22 protein-coding genes are annotated in these 22,703 nt (G+C 73.9%); 14 read left to right on the forward strand and 8 right to left on the reverse strand.

The window, feature by feature from the left end; genetic code table 11:
• Nucleotides 1–19 precede the first annotated feature (19 nt).
• A complete protein-coding gene (locus tag ABFX46_RS32335) occupies nucleotides 20–652 on the forward strand; it encodes a GntR family transcriptional regulator (RefSeq protein ID WP_346047714.1) in 633 nt (210 codons plus the stop codon).
• 107 nt (nucleotides 653–759) lie between these two features.
• A complete protein-coding gene (fusA, locus tag ABFX46_RS32340) occupies nucleotides 760–2,778 on the forward strand; it encodes an elongation factor G (protein WP_346047715.1) in 2,019 nt (672 codons plus the stop codon).
• A 40-nt stretch (nucleotides 2,779–2,818) separates the two neighbouring features.
• Here fusA and ABFX46_RS32345 read toward each other — a convergent pair whose 3' ends face one another.
• The gene (locus ABFX46_RS32345) at nucleotides 2,819–3,742 is read right to left on the reverse strand and encodes a LysR family transcriptional regulator (RefSeq protein WP_346047716.1); all 924 of its coding nucleotides are present in this window, start codon (nucleotides 3,740–3,742) and stop codon (nucleotides 2,819–2,821) included.
• Nucleotides 3,743–3,857: 115 nt separating this feature from the next.
• On the opposite strand from ABFX46_RS32345, the gene ABFX46_RS32350 reads away from it, so the two are divergent.
• From ABFX46_RS32350 to bsaP, 7 genes are all read left to right on the forward strand, one after another.
• On the forward strand, nucleotides 3,858–4,724 hold the full coding sequence (locus tag ABFX46_RS32350) for an FAD binding domain-containing protein (RefSeq protein ID WP_346047717.1): 867 nt from the start codon (nucleotides 3,858–3,860) through the stop codon (nucleotides 4,722–4,724).
• Complete coding sequence (locus ABFX46_RS32355) at nucleotides 4,721–5,209, forward strand: (2Fe-2S)-binding protein (protein ID WP_346047718.1); 489 nt, start codon at nucleotides 4,721–4,723, stop codon at nucleotides 5,207–5,209. The genes ABFX46_RS32350 and ABFX46_RS32355 overlap by 4 nt, the downstream gene beginning before the upstream one ends.
• Nucleotides 5,206–7,569 (forward strand): aerobic carbon-monoxide dehydrogenase large subunit, encoded by a 2,364-nt coding sequence (locus tag ABFX46_RS32360; protein ID WP_346047719.1) that lies wholly within the window; start codon nucleotides 5,206–5,208, stop codon nucleotides 7,567–7,569. Before ABFX46_RS32355 ends, ABFX46_RS32360 begins: the two co-directional genes overlap by 4 nt.
• Nucleotides 7,566–8,300 (forward strand): XdhC family protein, encoded by a 735-nt coding sequence (locus tag ABFX46_RS32365; protein WP_346047720.1) that lies wholly within the window; start codon nucleotides 7,566–7,568, stop codon nucleotides 8,298–8,300. The genes ABFX46_RS32360 and ABFX46_RS32365 overlap by 4 nt, the downstream gene beginning before the upstream one ends.
• A gap of 69 nt (nucleotides 8,301–8,369) precedes the next feature.
• Nucleotides 8,370–9,191, forward strand: coding sequence for an SCO6745 family protein (locus tag ABFX46_RS32370; protein WP_346047721.1), 822 nt, complete (start codon nucleotides 8,370–8,372; stop codon nucleotides 9,189–9,191).
• A gap of 146 nt (nucleotides 9,192–9,337) precedes the next feature.
• Entirely contained in the window at nucleotides 9,338–10,678 is a 1,341-nt protein-coding gene (locus tag ABFX46_RS32375) for an acetyl-CoA carboxylase biotin carboxylase subunit (RefSeq protein ID WP_346047722.1), read from the forward strand.
• A gap of 21 nt (nucleotides 10,679–10,699) precedes the next feature.
• Entirely contained in the window at nucleotides 10,700–10,885 is a 186-nt protein-coding gene (gene bsaP / locus ABFX46_RS32380; protein ID WP_346047723.1) for a biotin synthase auxiliary protein BsaP, read from the forward strand.
• On the opposite strand, the gene ABFX46_RS32385 is transcribed toward bsaP, so the two are convergent.
• A complete protein-coding gene (locus tag ABFX46_RS32385; RefSeq protein ID WP_346047724.1) occupies nucleotides 10,867–11,379 on the reverse strand; it encodes a GNAT family N-acetyltransferase in 513 nt (170 codons plus the stop codon). The genes bsaP and ABFX46_RS32385 overlap by 19 nt on opposite strands.
• A 172-nt stretch (nucleotides 11,380–11,551) precedes the next feature.
• Between ABFX46_RS32385 and ABFX46_RS32390 the strand changes: the two genes are divergently transcribed.
• Nucleotides 11,552–13,216 (forward strand): carotenoid oxygenase family protein, encoded by a 1,665-nt coding sequence (locus ABFX46_RS32390; RefSeq protein ID WP_346047725.1) that lies wholly within the window; start codon nucleotides 11,552–11,554, stop codon nucleotides 13,214–13,216.
• Here the strand turns inward: ABFX46_RS32390 and ABFX46_RS32395 are convergent.
• Nucleotides 13,213–13,968 (reverse strand): hypothetical protein, encoded by a 756-nt coding sequence (locus ABFX46_RS32395; RefSeq protein ID WP_346047726.1) that lies wholly within the window; start codon nucleotides 13,966–13,968, stop codon nucleotides 13,213–13,215. The genes ABFX46_RS32390 and ABFX46_RS32395 overlap by 4 nt on opposite strands.
• Before the next feature lie 145 nt (nucleotides 13,969–14,113).
• Here ABFX46_RS32395 and bioD point away from each other — a divergent pair, with 145 nt between their 5' ends.
• Complete coding sequence (gene bioD / locus ABFX46_RS32400; protein ID WP_346047727.1) at nucleotides 14,114–14,845, forward strand: dethiobiotin synthase; 732 nt, start codon at nucleotides 14,114–14,116, stop codon at nucleotides 14,843–14,845.
• The gene (gene bioB, locus ABFX46_RS32405) at nucleotides 14,842–15,837 is read left to right on the forward strand and encodes a biotin synthase BioB (protein ID WP_346047728.1); all 996 of its coding nucleotides are present in this window, start codon (nucleotides 14,842–14,844) and stop codon (nucleotides 15,835–15,837) included. Before bioD ends, bioB begins: the two co-directional genes overlap by 4 nt.
• A 94-nt stretch (nucleotides 15,838–15,931) precedes the next feature.
• Here the strand turns inward: bioB and ABFX46_RS32410 are convergent, their stop codons facing one another.
• The 3 genes from ABFX46_RS32410 to ABFX46_RS32420 all read right to left on the reverse strand — a co-directional run bounded on the left by ABFX46_RS32410 (nucleotide 15,932) and on the right by ABFX46_RS32420 (nucleotide 18,719).
• Nucleotides 15,932–16,591 carry a Uma2 family endonuclease gene (locus tag ABFX46_RS32410; RefSeq protein WP_346047729.1) on the reverse strand — a complete coding sequence of 220 codons (660 nt, stop codon included), beginning with the start codon at nucleotides 16,589–16,591 and terminating at the stop codon, nucleotides 15,932–15,934.
• A gap of 123 nt (nucleotides 16,592–16,714) precedes the next feature.
• A complete protein-coding gene (locus ABFX46_RS32415) occupies nucleotides 16,715–17,443 on the reverse strand; it encodes a GntR family transcriptional regulator (protein ID WP_131940268.1) in 729 nt (242 codons plus the stop codon).
• Nucleotides 17,444–17,555: 112 nt separating this feature from the next.
• A complete protein-coding gene (locus ABFX46_RS32420; RefSeq protein WP_346047730.1) occupies nucleotides 17,556–18,719 on the reverse strand; it encodes an 8-amino-7-oxononanoate synthase in 1,164 nt (387 codons plus the stop codon).
• Between the two features lie 76 nt (nucleotides 18,720–18,795).
• Between ABFX46_RS32420 and ABFX46_RS32425 the strand changes: the two genes are divergently transcribed.
• Nucleotides 18,796–20,460: a sensor histidine kinase gene (locus ABFX46_RS32425; RefSeq protein ID WP_346047731.1), complete on the forward strand. Its 1,665-nt coding sequence runs from the start codon at nucleotides 18,796–18,798 to the stop codon at nucleotides 20,458–20,460.
• A gap of 85 nt (nucleotides 20,461–20,545) precedes the next feature.
• Here the strand turns inward: ABFX46_RS32425 and ABFX46_RS32430 are convergent, their stop codons facing one another.
• Together ABFX46_RS32430 and ABFX46_RS32435 are read right to left on the reverse strand one after the other, a co-directional pair.
• On the reverse strand, nucleotides 20,546–20,806 hold the full coding sequence (locus ABFX46_RS32430) for a WhiB family transcriptional regulator (protein WP_131940243.1): 261 nt from the start codon (nucleotides 20,804–20,806) through the stop codon (nucleotides 20,546–20,548).
• Nucleotides 20,807–21,132: 326 nt separating this feature from the next.
• Complete coding sequence (locus tag ABFX46_RS32435) at nucleotides 21,133–22,074, reverse strand: diacylglycerol/lipid kinase family protein (RefSeq protein ID WP_346047732.1); 942 nt, start codon at nucleotides 22,072–22,074, stop codon at nucleotides 21,133–21,135.
• Between the two features lie 70 nt (nucleotides 22,075–22,144).
• Between ABFX46_RS32435 and ABFX46_RS32440 the strand changes: the two genes are divergently transcribed.
• Nucleotides 22,145–22,657, forward strand: a complete 513-nt coding sequence (locus ABFX46_RS32440) for a hypothetical protein (RefSeq protein WP_346047733.1) — start codon at nucleotides 22,145–22,147, stop codon at nucleotides 22,655–22,657.
• Nucleotides 22,658–22,703 lie beyond the last annotated feature (46 nt).

A 22,703-nucleotide genomic window follows, 5' to 3' on the forward strand; every position in this document is an offset into this window, starting at 1 on the left:
CGACAATTCGGGAGTGCCGGTGAGCGACGTGGTGAGCGGGATCCGCGAGGCGATCCTGAGCGGCCGGTTCGTGCCGAACCAGCGGCTGATCGAGGCGGACCTGTCCGAGCAGTTCGCCGCCAGCCGCGCCGGCGTCCGCGCGGCCCTCGCCGAACTGGCCAACGAGGGCCTCATCGAGCGCGTGCAGAACCGCGGCGCCCGCGTCCGCGCGGTCTCCCTCGCCGAGGCCGTCGAGATCTCCGAGGTCCGGATGGTGGTCGAGGGCCTGTGCGCGGCCAAGGCCGCCGAGCGCGCCACCGCGGCCGACGCCGCCGAGCTGCGGGAGATCGGGGAGGAGATGCGCTCCGCCGTGGCGTCCGGCGACGTGCTCGGCTACTCCCGGCTGAACGAGCGCCTGCACCGCCGCGTCCGCGAGATCAGCGGGCAGCGGACGGCCTCGGGCGTCCTCGAGCGGCTGCGCGCGCAGAACGTCCGCCACCAGTTCCGGCTGGCCGTGCACCCCGGCCGCCCGCAGGCGTCGCTGCCGCAGCACACCGCCATCATCGACGCGATCGCCGCCGGCGACGCGGAGGCCGCCGAGCGCGCGGCCCGCGCCCACCTGCGCAGCGTCATCGAGACCCTCCCGGAGGTCGACCCCGGCCTCGCCCCCTGACGCGGAAAACCCTTGGCGCCCGCACGGCCCCGGCGGTTACCGTCGCGCATGCCGCCAGGACGATCTTGTCCGGCGGCGGTCGTCATCGAGCGAAAAGGAGGATCCCGATGACAACCACCGCCCTTGCCCTCGCCAAGGTCCGCAACATCGGGATCATGGCGCACATCGACGCCGGCAAGACGACGACCGCCGAGCGCATCCTGTACTTCACCGGCGTCTCGCACCGGATCGGCGAGGTGCACGACGGCGCCGCCGCGCTCGACTACATGAAGCAGGAGCGCGACCGGGGCATCACGATCACGTCCGCCGCGACGACCTGCCACTGGGCCGTCGAGGGCGACGGCCACACGATCAACCTCATCGACACGCCGGGCCACGTCGACTTCACCATCGAGGTCGAGCGGTGCCTGCGCGTCCTCGACGGGGCCGTGGCCGTGTTCGACGGCGTCGCGGGCGTCGAGCCGCAGTCGGAGACGGTGTGGCGGCAGGCCGACCGGTACGGCGTGCCGCGCGTCTGCTTCGTCAACAAGCTCGACCGGGCCGGCGCCGACTACCACCGGTGCGCGGCGATGATCCGCGAGCGGCTCGGCGCCGTCGCGCTGGTCGTGCAGCTGCCGATCGGGTCCGAGGCCGGGTTCGCGGGCGTCGTCGACCTCGTCGCCATGCGGGCCCACCTCTGGCCGGACGAGCGCCACACGGTCGTCGACGTCCCGGCCGGCCTGGCCGAGGACGCCCGGCGGTGGCGGCGCACGCTGGTCGAGACGGTCGCCGAGCACGACGAGCAGGTCATGGCGCTGTACCTGGACGGCATCGAGCCGTCCGAGGAGCAGCTCCACGCGGCGATCCGCCGGCTGACGGTCGCGTCGGCCGCGACGCCGGTGCTGTGCGGCAGCGCGTTCAAGAACAAGGGCGTCCAGCCCCTCCTGGACGCGGTCGTGCGGTACCTGCCGTCGCCCCTCGACGTTGAGGACGCGTCGGACGAGGCGCCGCTGTCCGCGCTCGCGTTCAAGGTCATGACCGACCGGCACCTCGGCCGGTTCACCTTCGTCCGGATCTACTCCGGGCGGCTCGAGTCGGGCGCCGCGGTGCTCAACAGCGTCAAGGGGCGGAAGGAGCGGATCGGCAAGATCTACCGCGTCCACGCGGACAAGCGGGTGGAGATCGCGTCGGCGGGCGCGGGCGACATCGTCGCCGTCATGGGCCTGAAGCAGACGACCACCGGCGAGACGCTCTGCGACGCCGCGCACCCGGTCGTCCTGGAGTCCATGGACTTCCCGGCCCCGGTCATCGAGGTCGCGATCGAGCCGCGGTCGCGGGGCGAGGGGGAGAGGCTGGGCGCGGCCGTCCACCGGCTGTCGGAGGAGGACCCGTCCTTCCAGGTCCGCGACGAGGACGGGCAGACCGTCATCGGCGGCATGGGAGAGCTCCACCTGGAGGTCCTCGTCGACCGCCTGAAGGAGGAGTTCCATGTCGAGGCCAACGTGGGCCGTCCCCGCGTCGCCTACCGCGAGACCGTCCGGCGGGCGGTCGAGCGCGTCGACCTGACGCACCGCAAGCAGACCGGCGGCAAGGGCCAGTACGCGAAGGTGCAGCTCTCCCTCGAACCCATCGAGGACGGGTACGAGTTCGTCAACCGGGTCACCGGCGGGCGGATCCCGAAGGAGTTCATCCCGTCGGTGGACGCGGGCTGCCAGGAGGCGCTGCGGGCCGGCTTCCTCGCGGGGTACGAGATGACGGGCGTGCGGGTCGTCCTCACCGACGGCGACTTCCACCCGGTCGACTCGTCCGAGCTCGCCTTCACGATCGCCGGCTCGCTGGCGGTCAAGGAGGCGGTCCGGCGCGCGTCCCCGGTGCTGCTCGAACCGGTGATGACCGTCGAGGTCACCACCCCCGAGGATCACCTGGGCGCGGTCATCGGCGACCTCAACGGCCGCCGCGGCCGGGTCGAGGGGACGGGCGAGCGCTCCGGCGCCCGGGTCGTCCGGGCCCTCGTCCCGCTGGCGGAGATGTTCGGCTACGTCGGTGATCTGCGCGGCATGACGTCCGGCCGAGGAGTCTTCACCATGCGGTTCGCGACGCACGCCGAGGTCCCGCCCGCGACCGCCGCGAAGATCATCGGCAGCTGACGCCCGGAGCCGGGGCCGCACGGGAGCGTGCGGCCCCGGTTCAGCTCCAGATCGTCACGTAGACCGGGGGGCGGAACCGGGACGGGGGGACGCCCGAGCCGGGGGAGCGCATGATGTGCAGGGCCTCGGCCGTGGCGAGGAACCGGCGGAACCCGCTCGCGAGCGGCGGGCGCCGGTCGGGGGCCAGCGTGGTCGCGTGCCAGGCGATCTCCGCCGGCGTCGCGGGCGTGCCGATGACGCGCAGCTCGCCGCGCTGCACCCGCGGCGCCACCAGGTGCGCGATCGCGACCGCGAGGCCGTCGCCGTCGGCCGCGGCCGCCCAGGCGGCGGTCTGGTTCGGGTAGACGCGGACCCGGTCCTCGGGCACCTTCAGCCGGCGCAGCAGCCGGGACGTCTCGCTGGACGGATCGGTCCCGGACGGGTCCACCAGCCAGCGCGGGCGCGGGGCCGGGGCGGTGCCGACGGCGACCAGCCGGGCCCGGAAGACGGGCTCGCTGACCAGGCCCTCGCCGTCCGCGAGGTGCGGGCCGAGCGCGACGTCGGCGAGGCGGTTGTGCAGCAGCACGGCCATCTCCCGACCGGCCGCGACACCGGCGCCGCCCTCGACCTCGCGCGGGGAGCGGGCCGCGAACGCCTCCAGCAGCGGGGTCGCGACGAACTCGGCGACGGCGGGGACGGCGACGACCCGCAGCGTCTCGGGCGCGCCCCGCGCGGCGCGGACCGCGCCCTCCGCCTCGGCGCCCAGCACCACCATCTGCGAGGCGACCGGCAGCAGCCGGGCGCCGCCCTCGGTGAGCGTCATCCCGCCGGGCCCGCGGACCAGCAGCGGGTCGCCGAGGTGCCGGCGCAGCGCGGTGAGCGCCTGCGACACGGCGGGCTCGCTCACGTCCAGCGCCCGCGCGGCCTCCTTCACCGAGCCGAGCCGGGCGACGAGGATGAACGCGCCGAGCTGCGTCAGCGTCATGCCGACCAGTGTGCGCCGTTCCGCCGCCCGCGTTAAGCCTTCGCTTATCCGGCTGTTGTGGGCCCGCGCGGGCGGGGTGAGAATCCGCGCACATCCCCGCCTCAGGGAGGGCGCCGTGCAGGTCCCCGCGAATTTCGAGTACGCGAAGGCGACGACGGTCGAGGAGGCGCTCGCGCTGCTCGCGCGGCACGGCGAGGAGGCCCGCGTCGTGGCCGGCGGGCACAGCCTCATCCCGATGATGAAGCTGCGGCTCGCCCAGCCGGACGCGCTGATCGACATCAACGACGTGGCGGAGCTGTCCCGCATCCGGATCGACGGCGGCGACCTGTGCGTGGGCGCGCTCGTGCGGCACGCGGAGCTGCTCGGCTCCGCCGTGGCGGGCGAGCACTTCCCGATCCTGCACGACGCGGAGCGGGTGATCGCCGACCCGGTGGTGCGCAACCGGGGGACGGTCGGCGGCTCGCTCTGCCAGGCCGACCCGTCGGAGGACCTGTCGGCGGCGTTCGGCGCGCTGCGCGCGTCGGCGGTGATCCGCGGGCCGGACGGGGAGCGGGTCGTGCCGCTCCGCGAGTTCCACACCGGCCCGTACGAGACGGTCGTCGAGCCGGGGGAGCTGCTGACCGAGCTGCGCGTTCCGATCCGGCCCGGCGGGTCGAGCGCCTATGTGAAGGTCGAGCGGCGCGCCGGGGACTGGCCGCTCGCCGCCGCCGGGGCCGTGCTCCGGCTGGCGGACGGCCGCATCGCCGAGGCCGGGATCGGGCTGACGGCCGTCCGCGCCGAGCACTTCGCCGCCGCCGAGGCCGAGGACGTGCTGCGCGGCGCCGTCCCGTCCGAGGAGGTCTTCGCCGAGGCGGGGCGGGTCGCCGCCGAGCACTGCGACCCCGGCTCCGACCAGCGGGGCCCCGCCGACTACAAGCGCCACCTGGCCGGTGAGCTGACCACCCGCGCGCTGCGCCGCGCCTACGAGAGGTGCCTGCCGTGAACATCACCGTGACCGTCAACGGGCGGCCGTACACGCGGGACGTCGAGCCGCGGCTGCTGCTCGTCCACTTCCTGCGGGACGAACTGGACCTCACCGGGACGCACTGGGGCTGCGACACGTCCAACTGCGGCGCCTGCGTCGTCTGGCTGGACGGCGTGCCGGTGAAGTCGTGCACCGTGTTGGCGGTGATGGCCGCCGGCAAGGAGGTCAGCACCGTGGAGGGGCTCGAACGGGACGGGGAGCTCGACCCCGTCCAGAAGGGCTTCACCGAGTGCCACGGCCTGCAGTGCGGGTTCTGCACGCCGGGGATGATGATGACGTCGCGCTGGCTCCTGGACCGCAACCCGGACCCGTCCGAGGCGGAGATCCGGGAGGCGGTGTCGGGGCAGATCTGCCGGTGCACCGGATACGAGAACATCGTCCGGTCCGTGCGCTGGGCGGCCGAGCACCCCGCGCGCGACGCCGCCGAGGACGTGGCGCGATGAGCGAGAACGGGCACGGGTTCGGGCGGGTGCCGCGCAAGGAGGACGCCCGTTTCATCCGCGGCAAGGGCACCTACGTCGACGACATCAAGCTGCCGGGGATGCTGCACGGGGCGATCCTGCGCAGCCCGCACGCGCACGCGCGGCTGGCCGCCGTCGACACGAGCGCGGCCGAGGCGCACCCGCAGGTGCGGGCCGTCATCACCGGCGAGACGCTCGCCGGGCTGGACCTCGCCTGGATGCCGACGCTGTCCGGCGACGTCCAGGCGGTCCTCGCGACCGACAAGGTGCGGTTCCAGGGGCAGGAGGTCGCGTTCGTCGTCGCCGACTCCCACTACGCGGCGCGGGACGCGCTCGAACTCATCGACGTCGACTACGAGGCGCTGCCGCCGGTCATCGACGCCCGCACCGCGCTGGACGACGGCGCGCCCGTCATCCGCGACGACCTCGAAGGGCGCACCGACAACCACATCTTCGACTGGGAGGCGGGCGACGCCGAGCAGACCGACCGGGTCTTCGACGAGGCCGACGTGGTGGTCGCGCAGGACGTCCTGTACCCGCGCGTGCACCCGGCCCCGCTGGAGACGTGCGGGATCGTCGCCGACATGGACAAGGTGACCGGCAAGCTCACCGTCCACACCACCACCCAGGCCCCGCACGCGCACCGCACCGTGTACGCGCTGGTCGCCGGGCTGCCCGAGCACAAGATCCGGGTCGTGTCGCCGGACATCGGCGGCGGCTTCGGCAACAAGGTCGGCATCTACCCCGGCTACGTCTGCGCGATCGTCGGGTCGATCGTCACCGGCCGCCCGGTCAAGTGGACGGAGGACCGGTCGGAGAACCTGATGACGACCTCGTTCGCCCGCGACTACCACATGCGGGGCGAGATCGCCGCGACGCGGGACGGCCGCGTCCGCGGGCTGCGGGTGACGGTGCTCGCCGACCACGGCGCGTTCAACGGGACCGCGCAGCCGACCAAGTTCCCCGCCGGGTTCTTCCACGTGTTCACCGGCTCGTACGACATCGAGGCCGCGCACTGCGCCGTCACCGGCGTCTACACCAACAAGGCGCCGGGCGGCGTCGCCTACGCCTGCTCGTTCCGCATCACCGAGGCCGCCTACCTGGTCGAGCGCATGATGGACATGCTCGCCGCCGAACTCGGCGTCGACCCGGCCGAGCTGCGGCTCCGCAACCTGCTGCACGCCGAGCAGTTCCCGTACTCGACCGCGACCGGCTGGGAGTACGACTCCGGCGACTACCCGCGCACGCTGCGCAAGGCGATGGAGATCGCCGGGTACGACGAGTTGCGCGCCGAGCAGGCCGGCCGGCGCGAGCGCGGCGAGCTGATGGGCATCGGGATCAGCTTCTTCACCGAGGCGGTCGGCGCCGGCCCCCGCAAGCACATGGACATCCTCGGGCTCGGCATGGCGGACGGCGCCGAACTCCGCGTCCACCCCACCGGCAAGGCCGTGCTGCGGATCTCCGTCCAGACGCAGGGGCAGGGCCACGAGACGACGTTCGCGCAGATCGTCGCGCACGAACTCGGCATACCGGTGGACGACGTCGAGGTCGTCCACGGCGACACCGACCAGACGCCGTTCGGCCTCGGCACCTACGGGTCGCGCTCCACCCCGGTGTCGGGCGCGGCGACGGCGGTCGTCGCGCGGAAGGTGCGCGAGCGGGCCCGGATCGTCGCGGGCGCGATGCTGGAGGCCGCCCCCGAGGACCTCGAATGGACGCCGGGACGCTGGGTCGTGCGCGGCGACCCGGCGTCCGGCGCGACCATGCGGGAGATCGCGATGGCCGCGCACGGCAGCCTCGAACTCCCCGAGGGCGTCGAAGGCCACCTCGACGCGACGACCGTCTACAACCCGCCGAACCTGACCTACCCGTTCGGCGCCTACATCGCGGTCGTGGACGTCGACCCGGGGACGGGCAAGGTCACCGTCCGGCGGTTCGTCGCGGTGGACGACTGCGGCGTCCGGATCAACCCGATGATCGTCGAGGGGCAGGTGCACGGCGGCCTCGCCGACGGGGTCGGGATGGCGCTCATGCAGGTCATGGCGTTCGACGAGGACGGCAACCACCTCGGCGCCTCGTTCATGGACTACCTGCTGCCGACCTCGATGGAGTGCCCGTCGTGGGAGCTGGGCGAGACCGTCACGCCGTCCCCGCACCATCCGCTCGGCGCGAAGGGCGTCGGCGAGTCGGCGACGGTCGGCTCGCCCGCCGCGATCGTCAACGCGGTCGTGGACGCGCTCGCGCCCTACGGCGTCCGGCACGCCGACATGCCGCTCACCCCGGCGAACGTCTGGCGCGTCATCCAGGGGCGGCCGTTCCGCACGGACCTGGCGATCCCGTGACCGGCCGGGCCGAGCGACTGCGCGGCGAGCGGACGCCCTACGTCCTCGCCACGGTGGTGCGGGCGGAGCGTCCGACGAGCGCGAGGGCCGGCGACCGGGCGCTCGTCCTGCCGGACGGGACGATGGAGGGGTTCGTCGGCGGCCACTGCGCCGAGTCGGCGGTCCGCGACCAGGCGCTCCGGCTGCTCGCATCGGGCGAGTCGACGCTGCTGCGCATCACGCCCGGCGCCGAGAGCGACCCGCTGGACGGCCTGGTGACGGTGAGCAACCCGTGCCTGTCCGGCGGGACGGTCGACGTGTTCCTCGAAGCGGTGATCCCGCCCGCGCTGCTCCACGTGCACGGGGACGGGCCGGTCGCGCGGGCGCTCGCCGACGTCGGCCGCGCGGCCGGCTTCGACGTCCGGCCCATGGCCGCCGGCCCGCCCCTTCCGGACGCGGCGGCGGTCGTCGTCGCCGCCCACGGCCGCGACGAGGAGACCGTCCTGCGGGCGGCACTCGACGCCGGGGTCCCCTACATAGGTCTGATCGCGAGCCGGAAACGAGGTTCATCAGTGGTCTCGGCCCTGGACGGCGGCGAACGCGTCCGCACCCCGGCGGGCCTGGACATAGGCGCCCGAACCGCCCCCGAGATCGCGCTGTCGGTCCTGGCGGAGATCCTCTCGCTGCGTCCCCGCCCGGCCCCGGCGCCGGAGCCGGGCCCCGCCGCGGAGACGGAGGGGTGCCGCCACTGAACGTTGACGCCCCGTCCCCGCCCGAATTAGATTCGGTTCCCGATCGGTCGGCGACAGGGAGGCGGGCGGATGCGAGCTGCACGGCGGGCATGGCGGCGGCTGGAACCGGTGCACGCGATGATCTACTTCGTGCCGGAGGCGCCCGAGCGGTACGCGGCCCTCGGCCTGGACCCGCGGACCGCCTACTTCGCCTCGCGCTCGGCGGCCTTCGGGCGCGCCTCCGCCGAGCTCGTGATCGCGACGTTCTACAACTTCAGCCCCGCCGTCGTCCGCACCGCGCTTCCGGCGGCCTGGGAGAAGGCGGCCCCGGAGCAGGTGCTCGCCGCCCGGGAGGAGGCGGCCGGCGCCGCGCTCCGCCGCGCGGGCATCGACCGGCTGCCGGACCTGGAGGAGACCGCCTCCCTCGCCCGCCGCGCCGCCGAGGCGGCCGCCGACCACGTGCAGGGCCGGCCGCTCTTCGCGGCGCACGCCTCGCTGCCCTGGCCGGACGAGCCGCTCCTCCAACTCTGGTGGGCGCAGACCCTCCTGCGCGAGTTCCGCGGCGACGGCCACATCGCCGTCCTCACCGCCGAGGGCGTCGCCCCGATCGAGGCGCTCGTCCTGCACGCGGCCACCGGCACCATGCCCAAGTCGTTCCTCACCGGGACCCGGGCCTGGCCCGCCGAGCAGTGGGACGCGACCGCGGAGCGCCTCCGCGCCCGGGGCCTGCTGGACGGCGAATCCCTCACCCCGGAGGGCGAGGCGTTCCGGCACCGCATCGAGGACCGCACCGACGAGCTGGCCCTGCCCGCCTACGCAGCCCTAGGCGAGCACGACTGCGAACGCCTAGCCGAACTGGCCCGCCCCTTCGGCAGAGCGGTAGTAGACGCCGGCCTATTCACCCTCGCCTAACCCACCCCACCCCACCCGTCTCGTTGACCTGCGGCGTGTTGTTGTTATGAGCGGCCGCATAACAACAACACGCCGCAGGTCAACGATGAGCACTAGTCTCGGGGCGGACGGGACGCCCGGTCCCGCATGCCGGTGAGGAGTCCGCAGTGTTCGAGTCCGTGCTCGTGGCGAACCGCGGGGAGATCGCGGGCCGGATCCTGCGCACCGCCCGCGCGATGGGCCTCAAGGCCATCGCCGTGTACTCCGACGCCGACGCCGACCTGCCGTTCGTGGCCGAGGCGGACGAGGCCGTCCTCATCGGCCCCGCCGACCCGGGCCGCAGCTACCTGAACGTGCCCGCGATCCTGGAGGCGGCGCACCGCACCAACGCCGGCGCGATCCACCCCGGCGACGGCGTCCTCGCCGAGAATGCCTCGCTCGCCCGGCAGGCCGCCGAGCGCGGCCTGGTCTGGGTCGGCCCGCCGCCGCTCGCCATCGCCCGGATGAACGACAAGATCAACTCCCGGAACCTGATGAGGGAGGCGGGCGTCCCGGTCGGGCACGGGGTGTGGGAGCCCGTCCCGGACGCCGGCACGGCCGCCGAGGAGGCCGAGCGCATCGGCTACCCCGTCATGGTGAAGCCCGCCGCGGGCGACGGCGGCGTCGGCCTGGCCGTCGCGCACGACGAGCCGTCGCTCCGCACCGCCTACGAGACGGCCCGCGCCGCCGCCGACCGCGTCTTCGGGCACGGCGAGGTGCTGCTGGAGCGGTACGTGCCGGGCGCCCTGCACATCGAGGTGCAGATCCTCGGCCTCCCGGACGGGACGGTCGTCGCGTTCGGCGAGCGCGACTGCTCGGTCCAGCGCCGCTACCAGAAGATCGTCGAGGAGACCCCGTCGCCGGGCCTCGACCCCGCCCTCCGCGACCGGATGCTGGCCGCCGCCGTCCGCGCCGGGGAGGCCGTCGGCTACCGCGGCATCGGCAGCGTCGAGTTCCTCGTCGACCCGGCCGCGCGGGAGTTCGCGTTCCTGGAGATGTGCACCCGGCTGCCGTCCGGGCACGTCGCCACCGAGATGACCACCGGCATCGACCTCGTCGAGCAGCAGTTCCGCGTCGCCGGCGGCGAGCCCGTCTCGTTCACCGACCCGGCCCCGCGCGGCCACGCCATCGTGTTCCGCGTCCACGCCGAGGACCCGCGGGAGTTCCTGCCCGGCTCCGGCGAGATCAAGGTGTGGGAGGAGCCCGTCGGCGACGGCATCCGCATCGACGCCGGCTACGCCGAGGGCACCACCGTCACCCCGGCCTACCATCCGCTGCTCGCCAAGCTCGGCGTCCGCGGCGACGACCGCGCCCACGCGCTCGCCCGGGCCCGCGCCGCCGTCGACGCCTTCCGCATCGAGGGCCCGCCGACGAACCTGCCCTTCCTCCGCGAACTCCTGGACCGCCCCGAGTTCACCGACGGCGCCTACGACACCGGGCTCGTGGGCCGCATGCGTCCGGCGCGATGACGGCCGTCATAAAGTAGGGCCGTGTACTGCGACCGCTGCGGCGAGCCCGCCGCCGAGGGCGACCACGCCACGTGCCGCTCCGCCCGCGAGATGGAACCGCCCCGCTACTGCGCGCACTGCCGCCGCCGGATGATCGTCCAGGTGACCCCGCTCGGCTGGACGGCCCGGTGCGCCGAGCACGGCGTCCTTCAGAACGACAGCGCGTAGGTCAGCAGGTCCACGCCCGGAGCGGGCGCCCAGTCGCGCTCCGGCGTCCGCACGAAGCCGAGCCGCTCGTACATCCGATGCGCGGCGCCCATGTTGTGCTGCGTGGAGATCCGCAGCCCGCGCAGCCCGGCCGCCCGCGCCCGCTCGACGCACGCCACGACCATGGCGCGCCCGGCGCCCTTCCCGCGCGCCTTCTCCCGGACGGCGAGCATCCGGAACTCCGCCTCGTCGGGCCCGGCGAGCTCCGCGTAGGGGCTGCCGGGCGGGCAGTAGGCGACGGCCCCGGCGACCTCGCCCCCGACCTCCGCGACGAGCAGCTCGGCCTTGGCGGCCCGGTCACCGGCGTCCCACAGCGTCTTCACGTACGACGACTCGGGCGACACGAGCCCGCCGTGCACGTAGACCTCCACGGTCAGCTCACCGACGAGGTCGTACTCCTCGGGCCGTGCCACCCGCACGACCACGTCCTCGGACACCGCTGGTCCGGCCTCCATGCGCATCGCCTGTTTCTCCGCGTCTCGCCACGGCCGGCGGGCCGTGCCGAACCAGGGTATTGGCATGCATCGCGGTCGAAGACGCCGCACTCTGCTCGAAGACGCCGCACTCTTGACGGTGCCGCGCACCGGCCTGTTGATTGGCGTGGAGCCAATAACCCTGGGAGGGCTGATGCCGGTTCCCCGCTCCATCCTCGGCGCGCAGGACGCCACCGACATGGACCTGGAGGTCGTCGCCGGCGCCTGGCCGGACGACGTGCGCGGCCACTACGTCGTCAGCACCTCCGACCAGCGGACCCGCCCCCGGCACGCGTTCTTCGGCGACGGGATCATCGCGCGGATGCCGCTCCGGCCCGGCCCGGACGGGCGCTTCCCCTGGCGGGCCCGCGTCATCGGCACCCCGTCCGTCCGGCTGCGCGGCAGGCGCCCCGACCTGTTCACCGCCGGGCCGGTCGGCACCGACTCGCCGTGGGGGTTCGTCAACGCCGCCAACACCGCGCCGCTCCCGTGGGGCGACCGGCTCTTCGCCACCTGGGACGCCGGGCGCCCCGTCGAGGTCGACCCGGTCACGCTGGACTTCGTCGCCGAGGTCGGGCACCGCGACGACTGGAAGCCCGCCATGGACCACCCCGTCCTGCCGCTGATCTCCACCACCGCCCACCCGGTCGTCGACCCCGAGCGCGGCTGCCTGTGGAGCGTCAGCCGCGACGTGCTGACCGGCGCCGTCTCCGTGATCCGCTACGACGGGACCGGTACCCGCGTCCACCGCTGGGACGTCGAGGGCGCGGCGCTCCCGCAGGCCGCCCACACCATCACCCAGACCCGCGACTGGCTCGTCCTGGCCGACACCGCCTACAAGATCGAGGTCGAGGAGATCTTCGGCGGGGACCGCACCGCCCCCAACAACCCGGGCGGCCCCGTCCTGCTGATCCGCAAGGACGACCTGGTCCCCGGACGGGGCTCCGCCCCCTGCACGGAGTTCCATCTGGCCCCCGAGGTCAACCACTTCTACGCCCGCTACGACGACTCCGACAGCATCGAGGTCGTCATGGAGCACGGCGAGGGCGTGGACATCGGGATGTACCTCCGCGAGGACGACGTCGACCTCCACGGCCGCCCGGTCGACCCGGCCCTGCGCGGCATGTACTGCCACGGCATGGCGCCCGCGCTCACGACCGTCCTGCGGTTCGACCCGGAGACCGGCCGGATCACCGAGCGCGCCCGCGCCCGCGACCCGGAGCGCTGGTGGCAGGCCGAGCTGTCGGCGATCGACTGGAGCATCGAGGGGCAGACCGCCCCGACCCGGCACCACCTCGTCTACCTCGGCTTCCACCCGGAGGCGGTCAACCGCCGCGCCCTGCGCAACTACGCGGGCCGCGTCGACCCGTCGCTGTTCCCGGCCGAGGAGACCCCGGCCGTCCTGGTGAGCCACGGCCGCGAGGACCTGAAGGCCCTCGCGGAGTGGACGTTCGCGCTGGACGACTACCCGACCTCGCCGTCCTTCGTCCCGCGCGGGCGCGGCGGCAGCCGCTACGCGGGCGCGGAGCCCGGCGGCCACGACGGCTACCTGGTCGTGGCCGTCCACAACGACGACCGCTTCCGCGTCGAGCTCTTCGACGCCGCCGATGTCGGGCGCGGCCCCGTCGCCGTGCTGGCGCCGCCGAACGGCACCACGGTCCCGTTCCTGATCCACTCGGCCTGGATGCCCCACGCCGTCCCGGCGCCGGACGTCGAACGGCTCCGCTTCGCCGACGACCTGGACTCCCGCCTGGACCGGCTGGACCCCGACCTGGCCGCGACGGCCCGCGAGGTCGCCGCCGAGCTGGACGCCCGCTAACCCAGGTCCCGGCAGGACGACTCGCCGGGGAGCAGCGGCCGGAGGCGGACGGAGTAGGTCTTCCCGCCACTGCGCCAGGAGGTGCCCGGCTCCGTGTCGGGCACCTTCCCCGACGGCGCCAGGGTGCAGACGGCCCCGGCCACCGGCACCCCGTCGCCGAGCGGTTCCAGCGGCCACTCCTCGGCCGCGCCGCTCCCCGCCATCTCGCCCGCGAGCACCGCCGTCTTCTCGGGCGCGTACGGCTTCGGCTCCGCGGACTGGTCGGACGCGGCCCACCCGGCCGGGTCGAGCCTCGTCAGGAAGCGGCCCTCCGGGCCGGTCTGCGACTCCGGCTGGATGATGCGGGTCGTGGCGCCGCCCATCGTGACCACCGCGATGATCGCGTCGGCGATCCGGTCGGAGCCGACCGTGTGCGAGCGGTCGAGGCCCGCCGCGCGCGCCTCGTCCAGGAGCCGCCGCAGCGCCTCCGGTCTCAGGCGGTACTCGGTCAGCCCGTCTCGGGACGCGGCCACCGCGCGTCCCGTGGAGTAGAGGGAGAAGTCGGGGACGGAGCCGGGGCCGCCGAGGCCGGCGATGCCTCCGGTCTTGCGCCGGCGCAGCACGAGGTGCTCGCCGGCGGGGGTGTCCTTGGCGGGGGACGAGGTCGTGGACGTGGCGGGTGCGGGGGGCGGCGTGGGCCCGGCTTCTCCGGAGCCGTCGCCGCAGGCGGCCGCCGCGCAGGCGGTCAGCGCCGCGCAGGCGAGAGCCGGCACCCAGCGGGAACGTGTGTACGGACCGGCCATGGAGCTTGGACGCCCCGCCCCGGACGCCCGGTTCCGCCCGTTACAAAAACGCCCGCCGAAGACTGTGGGATCCGGCGGGCGCCCCCGCCGCGGGCCCGCGCTAGTGTGCGGCCTTGTGAGCGTGCTCGTGATCACCGGGACCTGTACGGGTGTGGGGAAGACGGTCGTCACCGCGGCGCTGGCCACGGTCGCCGCGGCCCGCGGATCGTCGGTCGCCGTCGTCAAACCCGGCCAGACCGGGGTGCGCGACGGCGAGCCCGGCGACCTCGACGAGGTGCGCCGCCTCGCCGGGATCGGCGACGGGCACGAGTTCGCCCGCTTCCCCGACCCGCTGTCCCCGGCCGCCGCCGCCCGCCGCGCCGGGCTCCCGCCCGTCCGGCTCGCGGAGGCCGCCGAACGCGTCCGCGACCTGGCGGACCGGCACGACCTCGTGCTCGTCGAGGGCGCGGGCGGCCTCCTCGTCCGCTACGACGACGAGGGCGCCACGATCGCCGACCTCGCGCGCCGGCTCGGCGCCGCCGCCCTCGTCGTGACCCGCCCCGACCTTGGCACGCTCAACCACACGGCGCTCACCCTGGAGGCGATGGCGCACCGCGGCGTGCAGCTCGCCGGGGTGGTGATCGGCGCGTGGCCGGACGACCCGGACCTCGCGATGCGCAGCAACATCCGCGACCTGGAGACCATCGCGGCCCGCCCGCTGTCGGGCGCGCTGCCCGCCGGCGCGGCCGCCCTGGACCCGGCGGAGTTCCTGCCGGCCGCGCACCGCGGCCTGGCCCCCTCGCTCGGCGGCGGTTTCGACGCCGCCGCCTTCCGCGACAGCCACCGCCCCGACAAGGAGAACACGTGACGGACATCCTCGAAACCGCCCGCCGCCAGGTCCTGGACGAGGGGAGGGGCCTGTCCGAGCGGCAGGTGCTGGACGTCCTCACCCTGCCGGACGACCGGCTGGAGGACCTGCTCGCACTCGCCCACGAGGTCCGGATGCGCTGGTGCGGCCCCGAGGTCGAGGTCGAGGGGATCGTCTCGCTGAAGACCGGCGGCTGCCCCGAGGACTGCCACTTCTGCTCCCAGTCCGGCACGTTCGAGTCGCCGGTCCGCTCGGTGTGGCTGAACATCCCCGAACTCGTCGAGGCCGCGAAGGAGACCGCGAAGACCGGCGCCACCGAGTTCTGCATCGTCGCCGCCGTCCGCGGCCCGGACGAGCGGCTGATGTCGCAGGTCCGCGAGGGCGTCAAGGCCATCAACGACGCCGTCGAGATCAACATCGCCTGCTCGCTCGGCATGCTCACCCGGGAGCAGGTGGACGAGCTCGCCGCGATGGGCGTCCACCGCTACAACCACAACCTGGAGACGGCCCGCTCCCACTTCCCGAACGTGGTCACCACCCACTCGTGGGAGGAGCGCTGGGAGACCCTCCGCATGGTGAAGGACGCCGGCATGGAGGTGTGCTGCGGCGGCATCGTCGGCATGGGCGAGACCCTCGGGCAGCGCGCGGAGTTCGCCGCGCAACTGGCCGACCTCGACCCCGACGAGGTCCCGCTGAACTTCCTGGCGCCCCGCCCCGGCACCCCGTTCTCCGACCTCCCCCTGGTCGAGGGCCCCGAGGCCCTGAAGACGATCGCGGCCTTCCGCCTGGCCCTGCCCCGCACCATCCTCCGCTACGCCGGCGGCCGCGAACTCACCCTCGGCGACCTCGGCACACGCGAAGGCATGCTCGGCGGCATCAACGCCATCATCGTCGGCAACTACCTGACCACCCTCGGCCGCCCGGCCCAAAAGGACCTGGACCTGCTCACCGACCTCCACATGCCCATCAAGGCCCTCTCCCAGACCCTCTGACCCTGCTGTGAGCGCGCGGACTGGGCGGCCGCGCGCTCACACAGCCCGGAGGACGGACCCGTCCCCGCCGCTGTGGCCCTCGCCGCGGCCGTGATCAGCTCTCCCACGTCATCCAGTGGGTGGTGTCGATCTCCAGATCGAACGGGTCGGGGAGGTGGATCGTCTCGCCGAACGCCCAGGACTCCTGGTGCAGGTAGGCGCCCGTGGCCCGGTCGGGGATGCAGTACAGCGTCGATCTGGCGATCTTGGGCGCCCGGTCGATGAGGAGGTAGTAGGGGACCTCTGCCTTCGCATAGCCGGTCCACTTGTTCTTCTCGCGCGGAGGAGTCTGCCGCGGCGGCCGGTCGCCGTCGGCTCCCCACCTGGACGTGACCTCCACGACCATCTCGATCTCATCGGAGGCGAGTTCGGGCAGCCGCGCCCTTTCGCTCGCGAGAAGGATCTCCTCGGTCGTGACGACGAGGTCGGGGATGTAACCGTCGTCCAGTCCGACGAGCCGTACCCCGGCGACCTGCTGCACCGCCCACGGGAACTCGGAGTCGGCGTCCCCGGCCCTCTCGAAGGCCCGGGTGATGAACCGGATGGGGCCGCCATGGGAAAGTCCTGGGGGCGGGGACACGACGACCTTTCCTCCGATGATCTCGATCCGGGATCCTTCGGGGGCGTCGACGTGGTCGTCGAGTTCACCGCGCACCCACAGGTTGTAGGGCGTATCGGGCAGTCTCGACACTTCTTCGCTGGACAAGGTCTTCACGTTTTGTGACTCCTCCCTCACGATCTGCTCCCGGTCATCGTAGAGAAGGGATGTACCCAGCGTAGCCAAATCGTTCGAACTTGTGCTCGAAAATCTTGAGGGCCGTGGGCGGGCGCGGAGGGGTCAGCGGCTCAGGCGGGTGATGAACTTGTAGCGGTCGCCGCGGTAGAGGGACTGGGCCCATTCGACGGGCTGGCCCGTGGTGTCGAAGGCGTGGCGGGAGAGGAGGAGCATCGGGAGGCCCACGTCCACGCCGAGGAGCTGGGCGTCGTGGGGGGTGGCGAGGACGGTCTCGATCGTCTCCTCGGCCTCGGTCAGGTGGACGTCGTAGGCCGTCGCGAGCGTCTCGTACAGGGAGTGGTGGCGGGACAGCTCGCGGCGCAGGCCGGGGAAGCGGCGGGCCGGGAGGTGCGACGTGTCGATCGACATGGGCTCGCCGTCGGCGAGGCGGAGCCGGTGGACGCGCAGGACGCGGCCGCCCGGACGGATGCACAGGAGCGTCGCGAGGCTCTCGTCCGCGCTGACGTAGCCGGCCTCCAGGATGCGGGTCTCGGGGCGCAGCCCGTGGTGCCGCATGTCCTCGGTGTAGCTGACGAGCTGGAGTTCCTGCGCGACCTTCGGCTTGGCGACGAAGGTCCCTTTGCCCTGGATGCGCTGGAGGCGCCCCTCGACGACGAGCTCGGCGAGCGCCTGCCGGACGGTGGTGCGCGACGTCTCGTACTTCTCGGCGAGCGTCCGCTCGGGCGGGAGCGGGCTGCCGGCGGGCAGCGACTGGATCAGCTCCACCAGCAGCTCTTTGAGCTTGTAGTACTTGGGGATGCGCGGCGCCTGGTTGGGGTGCCGCTTACCGATGCCCGCGAGCGCGGCCCGGTCGAACCCGTGCTCGAACCCGCCCCCGTGCCGGGGCCCGCCCCTGACCTCCGTCACGGCATCTCCTCACGTTCATCATCGGTTTCCCCCGATGTTATGCGTGCAGACTACGGCCGGTAGAAGAGGCGACCTCCGCCAGGGCCGTCCGGAGGCGTGTGAGGTCCGACTCGTCCAGTGTGGCGCGGGCGGTGAGGCGCAGGCAGGCGCGGCCCTTCGGGACGGACGGGGGACGGAAGCAGCCGACGCGGAGCCCGTGCTCAGCGCAGATCTCGGCGGCGCGCAGCGCGGCGTGCGGCTCGCCGAGGAAGACGGGGACGACGGCGGCGGCCGGCGCGGCGGTCTCCAGGCCGGAACCGGCCGCGAGGTTTGCGATCCGCAGGGCCCGGTCACGGGCGCGGACGGGCAGGCCGGGGTCGGATTCCAGCACGTCGAGCGCGGCGAGCGCGGCGCCCGCGGCGGGCGGGTTCAGGCCGGTGTCGAAGATGAACGAGCGCCCGGTGTCGACCAGCGCCTCGATCACCTCGGGCGCGCCGAGGACCGCGCCGCCCTGGGACGCGAGGGACTTCGACAGCGTCAGCGTCAGGACGACGTCGGGTTCGCCCGCGAGGCCGGCGGCGTGCGCGGCGCCGCGGCCGTGCTCGCCCACGACGCCGAGCGCGTGCGCCTCGTCGACGACCAGCAGCGCGCCGTGCGTCCGGGCCGCCGCGTGCAGCGCGTTCAGCGGTGCGAGGTCGCCGTCCACGGAGAACACCGCGTCGGTGACCACGATGGCGTCCGCCTCCTCGCGGTCGGCGAGGGCGTCCTCGACGGCGGCCGCGTCCCGGTGCGGGACGATCGCGACGCGGGCCCGCGACAGCCGGCACGCGTCCACGATCGAGGCGTGGTTGACCTGGTCGGACACGACGAGGGTGCCCGGCCCGGCCAGGGCGGTCACGGCGCCGAGGTTCGCCAGGAAACCGGAGGAGAAGACCAGCCCGGCGGCGCTGCCGGTGAACGCGGCGAGCCGCCGGTCGAGTTCGGCGTGCAGCTCCGTCGTGCCGGTGACCAGCCGCGAGCCGGTCGAGCCGGTGCCCCACGCGCGGGCGGCGGCGCACGCGCCCTCCACCAGGCGGGGGTCGCCGGACAGGCCCAGGTAGTCGTTGGACGCCAGGTCCGTCAGCCTGTCGGGACGGGCGCGCAGCGTCCGGCGCAGCCCGGCCCCGGCCCGCCGCGCCGCCGCGTCCCGGAGCCTGGCCAGAGGGTCTCGTCCTGCGGTCATGCCGGGAATCCTGCCAGGTGGCGCGGGGGCCGGGGCAGCAGCCCCGGCACCAAGGGGCATGGGCGATGATGGTCGCGTGCCTACCTTGACCGATCTGGTCCGTGATCACACCGATCTCACCGAGACCGACCTGGAATGGCTGCACGCGCTCGTGTCCGACTGGCAGCTCCTCGCCGACCTGTCCTTCGCGGACCTGCTGCTGTGGGTGCCGCTGCGGTCGGCGGACGCGCTGCCCGCCGAGGGGGCGTCCCGCGGCCGGCGGGGTCGGATGGACACCGGCGCCGCCGTGCCCGGCTGGGTGGCGATCGCGCAGATGCGCCCCACGACCGGCCCGACCGCCTACCCCGAGGACCTCGTCGGCAAGGTCGTCCGGACGGGGCGCCGCGGCCTCATCGACGTGGCGTGGCGGGAGCGCCGGATCGTCCGGGAGGGCGACCCCGAGTGGGGCAGCGGCATCCCCGTCCGGGAGGAGTCGATCCCGGTGCGGCGCGGCGCCAAGATCCTCGGGGTGATCCAGCGCAGCACGAACCTCAGCTCGGCGCGCACCCCGTCCCGGCTGGAGCTGACCTACCTGCAGAGCGCCAGCGACCTTGCCACGATGATCGCCGAGGGCCGGTTCCCGGTGCCGGGCGAGGAGCCGAACATGGTCCGCTCGCCGCGCGTCGGCGACGGGCTGATGCGCCTGGACCGGTCCGGCAAGGTCACCTACGCCAGCCCGAACGCACAGTCGGCGTACCGGCGGCTCGGCTACCCCACCGACCTCGTCGGCGAGGCGCTCGGCCAGATCACCGCGGACCTGTGCGACACCGGCGAGCCGATGGAGGAGGCGCTCAGCGTCGTGCTGTCCGGCCGGGCGCCCCGCGAGGTCGAGGTCGAGTCGCGCGGGTCGATCATGCAGCTGCGGACGATCCCGCTCGTCGTCGGCGGGACGCGGATCGGCGCGATCGTGCTGTGCCGGGACGTCACCGAGCTGCGCTGGCGGGACCGGGAGCTGATGACCAAGGACGCCACCATCCGCGAGATCCACCACCGGGTGAAGAACAACCTGCAGACGGTCGCCGCGCTGCTGCGGCTGCAGGCCCGGCGGCTGCGCATCCCGGAGGGGCGCGCCGCGCTGGACGAGGCCGTCCGCCGCGTCGGGTCCATAGCCATCGTGCACGAGACCCTGTCGCACACCCCGGACGAGCTGATCGACTTCGACGACATCGCGGACCGCGTGATCACGATGGCGGGGGAGGTGTCGACGCCGGAGACCAAGGTCGCCCCGAAGCGGACCGGCAGCTTCGGCGTGCTGCCCGCCGAGATCGCGACGCCGCTGGCGATGGCGCTCACCGAGCTGCTGCAGAACGCCCTGGAGCACGGCCTCGCCAACCGGTTCGGGACGCTGGAGGTCGTCGCGCGCCGGCACGGCGAGGGGGAGAAGCGGCGCGAGCCGAGCGGGGTGGAGGTCTGGGGGGAGTGGCCGGCGCCGGGGGCGCACGAGCCCCGCGCCCCGCACGAGGAGGAGACCGGGGAGGGGATGTCCGGGCGGCGGCTGGTGACGGTGGTCGCGGACGACGGCGTCGGGCTGCCCGCCGACTTCGACGTGGAGGGCGCGACGAGCCTCGGCCTGCAGATCGTCCGCACGCTGATCGTGGGGGAGCTGGGCGGCCGGCTGGACTTCCGTCCTCGTCCCGGCGGGGGCACCGAAGTGGTCGTCGACATCCCCTTGGACCACAACCACCGGCCGGGACGGGCCTGATCGGCGGCCGGTCACCTGTCAGTCGGTGTCGTCAGTACGGTGTCCCGTTACTGCACCCGGAGCGACCGGCCGCGATGAGGGTTCGTCAGCGGCGGACGCTGAGGGCGCTGCGGCCGGCGCGGGCGCGGCGCTTGAGGGCGCGGCGCTCGTCCTCGCCCATGCCGCCCCAGACGCCCGACTCCTGGCCGGACTCCAGGGCCCAGCGCAGGCACGCGTCGGTCACGTCGCAGCGGCGGCATACCTGCTTGGCCTCTTCGATCTGCAGGATCGCGGGGCCGGTGTTGCCGATCGGGAAGAACAGCTCGGGGTCCACGTCACGGCAGGCTGCGCGGTGGCGCCAGTCCATGCGGTCCACTCCTTCGTCAGGTGGTGGAGAAACTCCACTTTTGTGAACGGTTTCACATGTCGCGAACTCCCGGGAGGCTGTGACCAGGTCCAGGGGTGAATGTTCGGCGGCGCCGCGAGCGGGGGACCGGCGGCGTTGGGGTCCCCGTCCAGCGGGCGCACTTTGAGCGTGTCAGGGCGGCGCGGGGCGACGCAAGACCTTTGAGAAAGGATTCTCAAAGTATGGGTGTCGCATGTGTCACACCCGTGGGACGAACGTGTTACTTGGCTCTCACCTGGCCGCCCATGCGCCGCGAATGACTCCCCGCCGCACCCGCGGAGCGCCACTCAAATGACGATGCGTATCGCCTTCGGAACCGACCGGAACGTCACGCTCCGCTGTTCGCCGAGGTAGTCGCCGTCCAGCTGAAAGGCCACCGGGCGGTCCGCGCGCAGCGTGACCTCGGCCGCATCGTGGACGTTCACGACCTGCCGTCCCTGCAGCGGACGCGCGCGCGAGGTCAGCATCTGGACCAGTGCGCCCACCGTCGGGCCGACCCGCAGCGAGCGCATCCCGAACACGTCCAGACCGCGCCCGAAGTGCGCCTTCGGACTCGGATTCACCGGCAGCCGGCCCATGAAAGTCCACGGCGAGGTATTCGAGACGAACGCCAGGAACAGCCCCGGAATCGGGGGGCGCCCGGGCCGTTCCAAAGTGAGCGCGGGACGCCGCCGATCGGTGCCGGAGAAGAAATGCCGGACGGCGGTCCGCACATACAGTGACGGGTCCGCGCGGACCCCCGCGTCGCGCCGCCGCTCCACCTCCCGGACGACCTCCGCGTCCAGCCCGACGCCCGCGCAGAACGTGAAGTACCGCTCGCCGCCGTCCGGCAGCGACGCCGTCCCGAGCCCCACCGTCCGGTGCCGGCCCGCCCGCAGCGCCTCCAGCACCGCCGTCGTCGCGCCGATCGGGTCGTCCGGCAGCCCGAGCGCGCGGGCGAACACGTTCGCGCTCCCGCACGGCAGCACCGCCAGCGCCGGGAGATCGGGGGACGGGCCGTCCGCGAGCAGGCCGTTGACGGCCTCGTTCACCGTGCCGTCCCCGCCGAGCGCGATCACGGCGTCGTAGCCGTCCGCGGCCGCCTGCCGGGCCAGCTCGGTCGCGTGGCCGCGGTGGCCGGTCTCGGCGAGCACGAGGTCGAGGTCACCGGTGAAGGCCCGCATGAGGATGCCGCGGGCCCTCCGGGAGGTGGAGGTCGCCTTGGGGTTGGCGATGAGCATGGCGCGCACGTGCGCAAGGGTAGGGGACGCGCGAAGGGGAGGGGACGCGCAGGTGAGCGGGACGAGTAGGGTTCAGGGTGTGAGGAAGCGCCCCAGCACCGTGCAGGCCGCCGCCGCCCTGGAGGGCGCGGAGGGCCTCGCCGCCGTCGGTTTCGGCGTCTACACCGGTGTGGAGACGGCCATCGGCGCCGCCGTCGACCCCCCGAGCGCGATCGGCGTCACCGTCCTCGCCCTCGCCGGCGGGATCGGCATGCTCGCCTGCGCCCGCGGCCTGCTGCGCGCCGACCAGTGGAGCCGCGCGCCCACGGTCCTCACCCAGCTGTTCGCGCTGCCGATCGCCTGGTCGATGTGGCAGAGCGACCGCCCCGGCATCGCGATCCCGATGGGCGCGGTCGCCGCGCTCGCGCTGATCACCGTCCTCAGCCCGCCGAGCACCGCCTGGCTGATCGAGGACCACGACGCCGACGACGCCGGCGAGGCCGCGCCGAAGGTCGCCGAACCCGTGCCTGCGGCCCCGGCGGAGCCCGCGGAACCCCGCTCGCTGGGCCGGCGGCTCATGGACCGCCTCAAAGAGCAGCCCACCAAGAACTGACCGACCTGGAACCGACCGACCCAGCACCGACCGGGAACCGGACGAC

Origin of the sequence: Actinomadura chokoriensis (genome assembly GCF_039529475.1) — a bacterium.
Lineage (GTDB): Bacteria > Actinomycetota > Actinomycetes > Streptosporangiales > Streptosporangiaceae > Spirillospora > Spirillospora bangladeshensis.

What these genes read in the sequence shown, in the direction of transcription:
- ABFX46_RS32390 (WP_346047725.1), top strand. Translation starts at nt 11,552, where the DNA reads ATGCCGGTTCCCCGCTCCATCCTCGGCGCGCAGGACGCCACCGACATG.
- ABFX46_RS32370 (WP_346047721.1), top strand. Translation starts at nt 8,370, where the DNA reads ATGCGAGCTGCACGGCGGGCATGGCGGCGGCTGGAACCGGTGCACGCG.
- ABFX46_RS32345 (WP_346047716.1), bottom strand. Translation starts at nt 3,742, where the DNA reads ATGACGCTGACGCAGCTCGGCGCGTTCATCCTCGTCGCCCGGCTCGGC.
- ABFX46_RS32430 (WP_131940243.1), bottom strand. Translation starts at nt 20,806, where the DNA reads ATGGACTGGCGCCACCGCGCAGCCTGCCGTGACGTGGACCCCGAGCTG.
- ABFX46_RS32385 (WP_346047724.1), bottom strand. Translation starts at nt 11,379, where the DNA reads ATGGAGGCCGGACCAGCGGTGTCCGAGGACGTGGTCGTGCGGGTGGCA.
- ABFX46_RS32360 (WP_346047719.1), top strand. Translation starts at nt 5,206, where the DNA reads ATGAGCGAGAACGGGCACGGGTTCGGGCGGGTGCCGCGCAAGGAGGAC.
- fusA (WP_346047715.1), top strand. Translation starts at nt 760, where the DNA reads ATGACAACCACCGCCCTTGCCCTCGCCAAGGTCCGCAACATCGGGATC.
- ABFX46_RS32420 (WP_346047730.1), bottom strand. Translation starts at nt 18,719, where the DNA reads ATGACCGCAGGACGAGACCCTCTGGCCAGGCTCCGGGACGCGGCGGCG.